General features: G+C 71.6%; 5 protein-coding genes. All 5 read left to right on the forward strand.

Annotated features, from left to right (window positions below; genetic code table 11):
* Positions 1-91 precede the first annotated feature (91 nt).
* On the forward strand, positions 92-1,111 hold the full coding sequence (locus MVA01S_RS28810) for an NAD-dependent epimerase/dehydratase family protein (RefSeq protein ID WP_040541857.1): 1,020 nt from the start codon (positions 92-94) through the stop codon (positions 1,109-1,111).
* A gap of 41 nt (positions 1,112-1,152) precedes the next feature.
* Positions 1,153-1,926 carry a class I SAM-dependent methyltransferase gene (locus MVA01S_RS28815; protein ID WP_003931346.1) on the forward strand — a complete coding sequence of 258 codons (774 nt, stop codon included), beginning with the start codon at positions 1,153-1,155 and terminating at the stop codon, positions 1,924-1,926.
* Between the two features lie 17 nt (positions 1,927-1,943).
* Positions 1,944-3,326 (forward strand): NAD(P)/FAD-dependent oxidoreductase, encoded by a 1,383-nt coding sequence (locus MVA01S_RS28820; protein ID WP_003931345.1) that lies wholly within the window; start codon positions 1,944-1,946, stop codon positions 3,324-3,326.
* A gap of 15 nt (positions 3,327-3,341) precedes the next feature.
* Positions 3,342-3,716: a DUF427 domain-containing protein gene (locus tag MVA01S_RS28825; RefSeq protein ID WP_003931344.1), complete on the forward strand. Its 375-nt coding sequence runs from the start codon at positions 3,342-3,344 to the stop codon at positions 3,714-3,716.
* Between the two features lie 9 nt (positions 3,717-3,725).
* A partial coding sequence (locus tag MVA01S_RS28830) for a DNA-3-methyladenine glycosylase family protein (protein ID WP_060941803.1) occupies positions 3,726-4,325 on the forward strand: 600 nt, incomplete at its 3' end.

Consider the following 4,325-nt stretch of genomic DNA (forward strand, 5'->3'; position numbering starts at 1 on the left):
GCTCGCCCCGGACTCTTCCCCCGTCGCTTCGCTCGCCCCGGACTCTTCCCCCGTCGCTTCGCTCGCCCCGGACTCTTCCCCCGCCCCGGTCCTGGTCATCGGCGCCAACGGTTACCTCGGCAGCCACGTCACGCGCGCGCTGGTCGCCGACGGGCGGCAGGTCCGCGTGATGGTGCGCGACGGCGCGAACACCGTCGGCATCGACGACCTGGACGTCACCCGGTTCGTGGGGGACATCTGGGACGACGACGTGCTGCGCGCGGCGATGACCGGATGCCAGGACGTCTACTACTGCGTCGTCGACACCCGCGGCTGGTTGCGGGACCCGGCGCCGCTGTTCCGCACCAACGTCGACGGCACCCGCAACGTCCTCGACGTGGCCGTCGAACCGGCGGTTGCCCCCAGCCTGCAGAAGTTCGTGTTCACCAGCAGCTACGTCACCGTCGGGCGAAGGCGCGGGAAGGTTGCCACCGAGGCCGATGTGATCGGCGACCACGAACTGGCCCGCCTGACCCCGTACGTCAGGTCCCGGGTGCAGGCCGAGAACCTCGTGCTCGAGTACGCGCGGCGCCGCGGACTGCCCGCGGTGGCGATGTGCGTGTCGACCACCTACGGTGCCGGTGACTGGGGCCGCACCCCGCACGGGGCGATCATCGCCGGCGCCGCGTTCGGCAAGCTGCCCTTCGTGATGAGCGGCATCGAATTGGAGGCCGTGGGCATCGAGGACGCCGCAGCCGCGATGCTGCTGGCGGCGCAGAACGGACGGCCCGGCGAGCGTTACCTGATCTCGGAGAAGATGATCTCCAACGCCGAGGTGGTCCGGATCGCCGCCGAGGCCGCCGGCGTGCCGGCCCCGACCAGGTCCGTCCCGCTGCCGGTGTCCTACGCGATGGCCGCCCTGGGCAGCCTCAAGGCCCGGCTGCAAGGCACCGATGAGCGCCTCTCACTGGACTCGCTGCGCCTGATGCGCGCCGAGGCGCCGGTCGACTGCGGCAAAGCACGGCGCGAGCTCGGTTGGCAGCCAAGGCCTGTCGAGGAGTCGATCCGGGAAGCCGCGAAATTCTGGGTGGGTCTGCGGGAGGCCAAACGGGCCGGGAAGGCTGCCGGCTGAGCGGCAAGGTCCGTGTCGATCTGCACGGCGCCCCGCAGACCATGCTGGCCACGCTGTACGCCAAAGCGCTCGACGCGGACAACCCGGCTTCGGTACTCGGGGACCACTGGGCCGGCGACGTCGTCCGCCAGATCGACTACGACTGGTCGACGACGACGATCACGGCGCGCAACGCCGCGTCGGTCACTCTGCGGTCGGCGCACTTCGACACCTGGACAAGGCAATTCCTGGCCGTGCACCCGCAGGCCGTGGTGCTGCACCTGGGCTGCGGGCTCGACAGCAGGTACTTCCGCGTGGCACCGGGAGACGGCGTCGACTGGTATGACGTCGACTATCCCGAGGTCGCCGCGCTGCGAGAGCACTTCTATCCGGGGACGTCCCGACACCATGTGGTGGCGGCGTCGGTGACCGATCCGGGATGGCTGAGTGGCATCCCGGTCGACAGGCCCACCCTCGTCGTCGCCGAGGGACTGACCATGTATCTGACCGCAGACCAGGGGACTGCGCTGCTGTGCCGAATGGTCGACCGGTTCTCCTCTGGCGAAATGCACTTCGACACGTTCAACTGGCTGGGTATCAGGGCCCAACGAGGCAATGCGGTGGTGCGGAGGTCCGGGGCGATCCTGCACTGGGCGATCAACGGACCACAGGACATCCTGGAGTCGGTACCGGGAACCCGTCTGTTGCAGTGGGTCCCGGTGTTCGAGTCCGAGGTGTTCGAGCGGGTGCCCGCCGGATACCGCCGGCTGGGTGCGGTGATGAACCGCATCCCCGGTGTGCGCACCCTGGCACAGTTCCACCGCTACGCGTTCTAGGCTGCGACAATCTCCCGGTGCGCACTCACCCGCCGTTGAACGGCCATGTATCCCACTGGTTCGACGGGTTGCCGATCAGCCGCGCACCGCTGCCCGGCACCCGGGACGCTGACGTCTGCATCGTCGGCGCCGGCTACACCGGCCTGTGGACCGCGTACTACCTCAAACGGGCCGACCCGTCGCTGCGCATCGTGGTGCTCGAGGCGCGCTTCGCCGGTTACGGCGCCTCGGGACGCAACGGCGGCTGGCTGTCCGGCCTGGTTCCCGGCGACCGCGAGCGGATGGCCCGCCGGTACGGCCGCGCAGGGGTGATCGCCTGGCAGCGCGCGCTGAACGACGCCGTGGACGAGGTGATCGCGGTCGCCGCCGACGAAGGCATCGACGCCGGCATCGTCAAAGGCGGCACGCTGGAGGTCGCGCGCAACCCCGCGCAGGCGCGGAGGCTGGCAGCCGCGATGGAGGCCGAACGTCGCTGGCAGGTCGACGGCGTCGAACCGATGACCGCAGCCGAAGCGGCGCAACGCATCCGGCTGGATGGGGTCGTCGCGGCCTACCACAATCCGCACTGCGCCAGGATCCAGCCGGCGCACCTGGTCCGCGGCCTGGCCGACGCGGTCGAGCGGCTCGGCGTCGTCGTCTACGAGCGCTCCCCGGTGACCGAGATCGGCCCGGGCCGGGCCTCGACGCCGTGGGGCACCGTGAACGCCGGAGTCGTGCTGCGGGCCACCGAAGGATTCACCGCGGCCCTGCCCGGGCTGAAGCGGCAATGGCTACCGATGAACAGCTCGATGATCGCCACCGACCCGATTCCCGCGGACGTCTGGGAGACCATCGGGTGGCAGGGCAGGGAGACGCTCGGCGACACCGCGCACGGGTTCTTCTACGCCCAGCGCACGGTCGACGACCGGATCGCGATCGGCGGCCGCAGCGTGCCCTACCGGTTCGGCTCCCGCACCGACCGTGACGGGCAGGTGCCTGAACGCACCATCGGCCACCTCACCGCGACGTTGCGGACGATCCTGCCGCAGGTGTCCCGCGTCCCGATCGCGCACGGCTGGTGCGGGGTGCTGGCGGTGCCGCGCGACTGGGAGGCCACCGTGGCCTACGACCAGGGCACCGGCATGGGCTGGGCCGGCGGCTACGTCGGACACGGCGTCACCGCCACCAACCTCGCCGCGCGCACGCTGACCGACCTGGTGCTGAACCGGCAGTCGGAGCTGACCGCGTTGCCGTGGGTCGGGCACCGCTCCCGAATCTGGGAGCCGGAACCGCTGCGGTGGCTCGGCGTGCGGGGCATGTACCTGGCCTACAAAGCGGCGGACTGGCACGAGGCCCGCGGCACCGCGCGGACGTCGCCGATCGCGGTGGTGGCGGACAGGATCGCCGGTCGTCCGCACTAGGCGTTCAATGGTGAGATGACCGATCGTCCCGTCCTGGAGCCCTCCGCGGCGCACCCCATCACCGTCGCGCCCACCGGGCGCCACGTGGTGGTGCGGCTCAACGGCGAGGTCGTCGCCGAGACCGACGCCGCGCTGACCCTGCAGGAAGCGTCTTACCCTGCAGTGCAGTACATCCCGATGACCGATGTGCCCGCCGAGCGGTTGCGGCCCAGCGATACCGCCACCTACTGCCCGTACAAGGGCGAGGCCGGCTACTTCGACGTCGTCGCAGGCGGGCAGACCGTCGCGGACGCGGTCTGGACCTACCGCGATCCGTACCCCGCGGTCGCGCAGATCGCCGGCCACGTCGCGTTCTACGCCGACAAGGCCGACATCACCGTCGACCCCTAGGCTGGGGCGATGCGGATCTCGGCCAGCGTGGCGTTCGCCGGCCCGGCCAAGCCCGGCTGGACGCTGTCGCCGCTGCGCCGCGGCCGGGGCGACCCGTGCTACCACGACGCCGCCGACGGCGCGATCTGGCGGACCAGCCTGCTGCGCAGCGGGCCCGTCACCGCCCGGTTGAGCCGCGGCGCACCCGACACCGTGGACTGTGAGGCGTGGGGACCCGGTGCCGCCGAGTTCGCCGACGCGCTGCCCGCGCTCCTCGGCGCCGACGATGACGTGTCGGGGTTCGACCCGCAGGAGCCGACCGTCGCCAAGGCCCTGCGCACGGCGCCGCACCTTCGGCTGGGCCGCACCGGCCGGGTCATGGAGGCGCTGATCCCGGCGATCCTCGAGCAGCGGGTGGTCGGCAAGGATGCGTTCCGGGCGTGGCGGCTGCTGGTGACCCGGTACGGCGCGCCCGCACCCGGCCCGGCCCCAGAGCACATGCGCGTGCCGCCGGCCGCGGAGGTGTGGCGGCGAATCCCGTCGTGGGAGTTCCACCTCGCCAACGTCGACCCCGCACGCGCGCGCACCGTCGTCGGCTGCGCGCAGCGCGCGGACGCCCTCGAACGGCTC

Origin of the sequence: Mycolicibacterium vaccae NBRC 14118 = CIP 105934 (assembly GCF_001552715.1) — a bacterium.
Taxonomy (GTDB): domain Bacteria; phylum Actinomycetota; class Actinomycetes; order Mycobacteriales; family Mycobacteriaceae; genus Mycobacterium; species Mycobacterium vaccae.

Coding starts and splice junctions, on each gene's coding strand:
- MVA01S_RS28825 (WP_003931344.1), top strand. CDS start 3,342: ATGACCGATCGTCCCGTCCTGGAGCCCTCCGCGGCGCACCCCATCACC.
- MVA01S_RS28815 (WP_003931346.1), top strand. CDS start 1,153: ATGCTGGCCACGCTGTACGCCAAAGCGCTCGACGCGGACAACCCGGCT.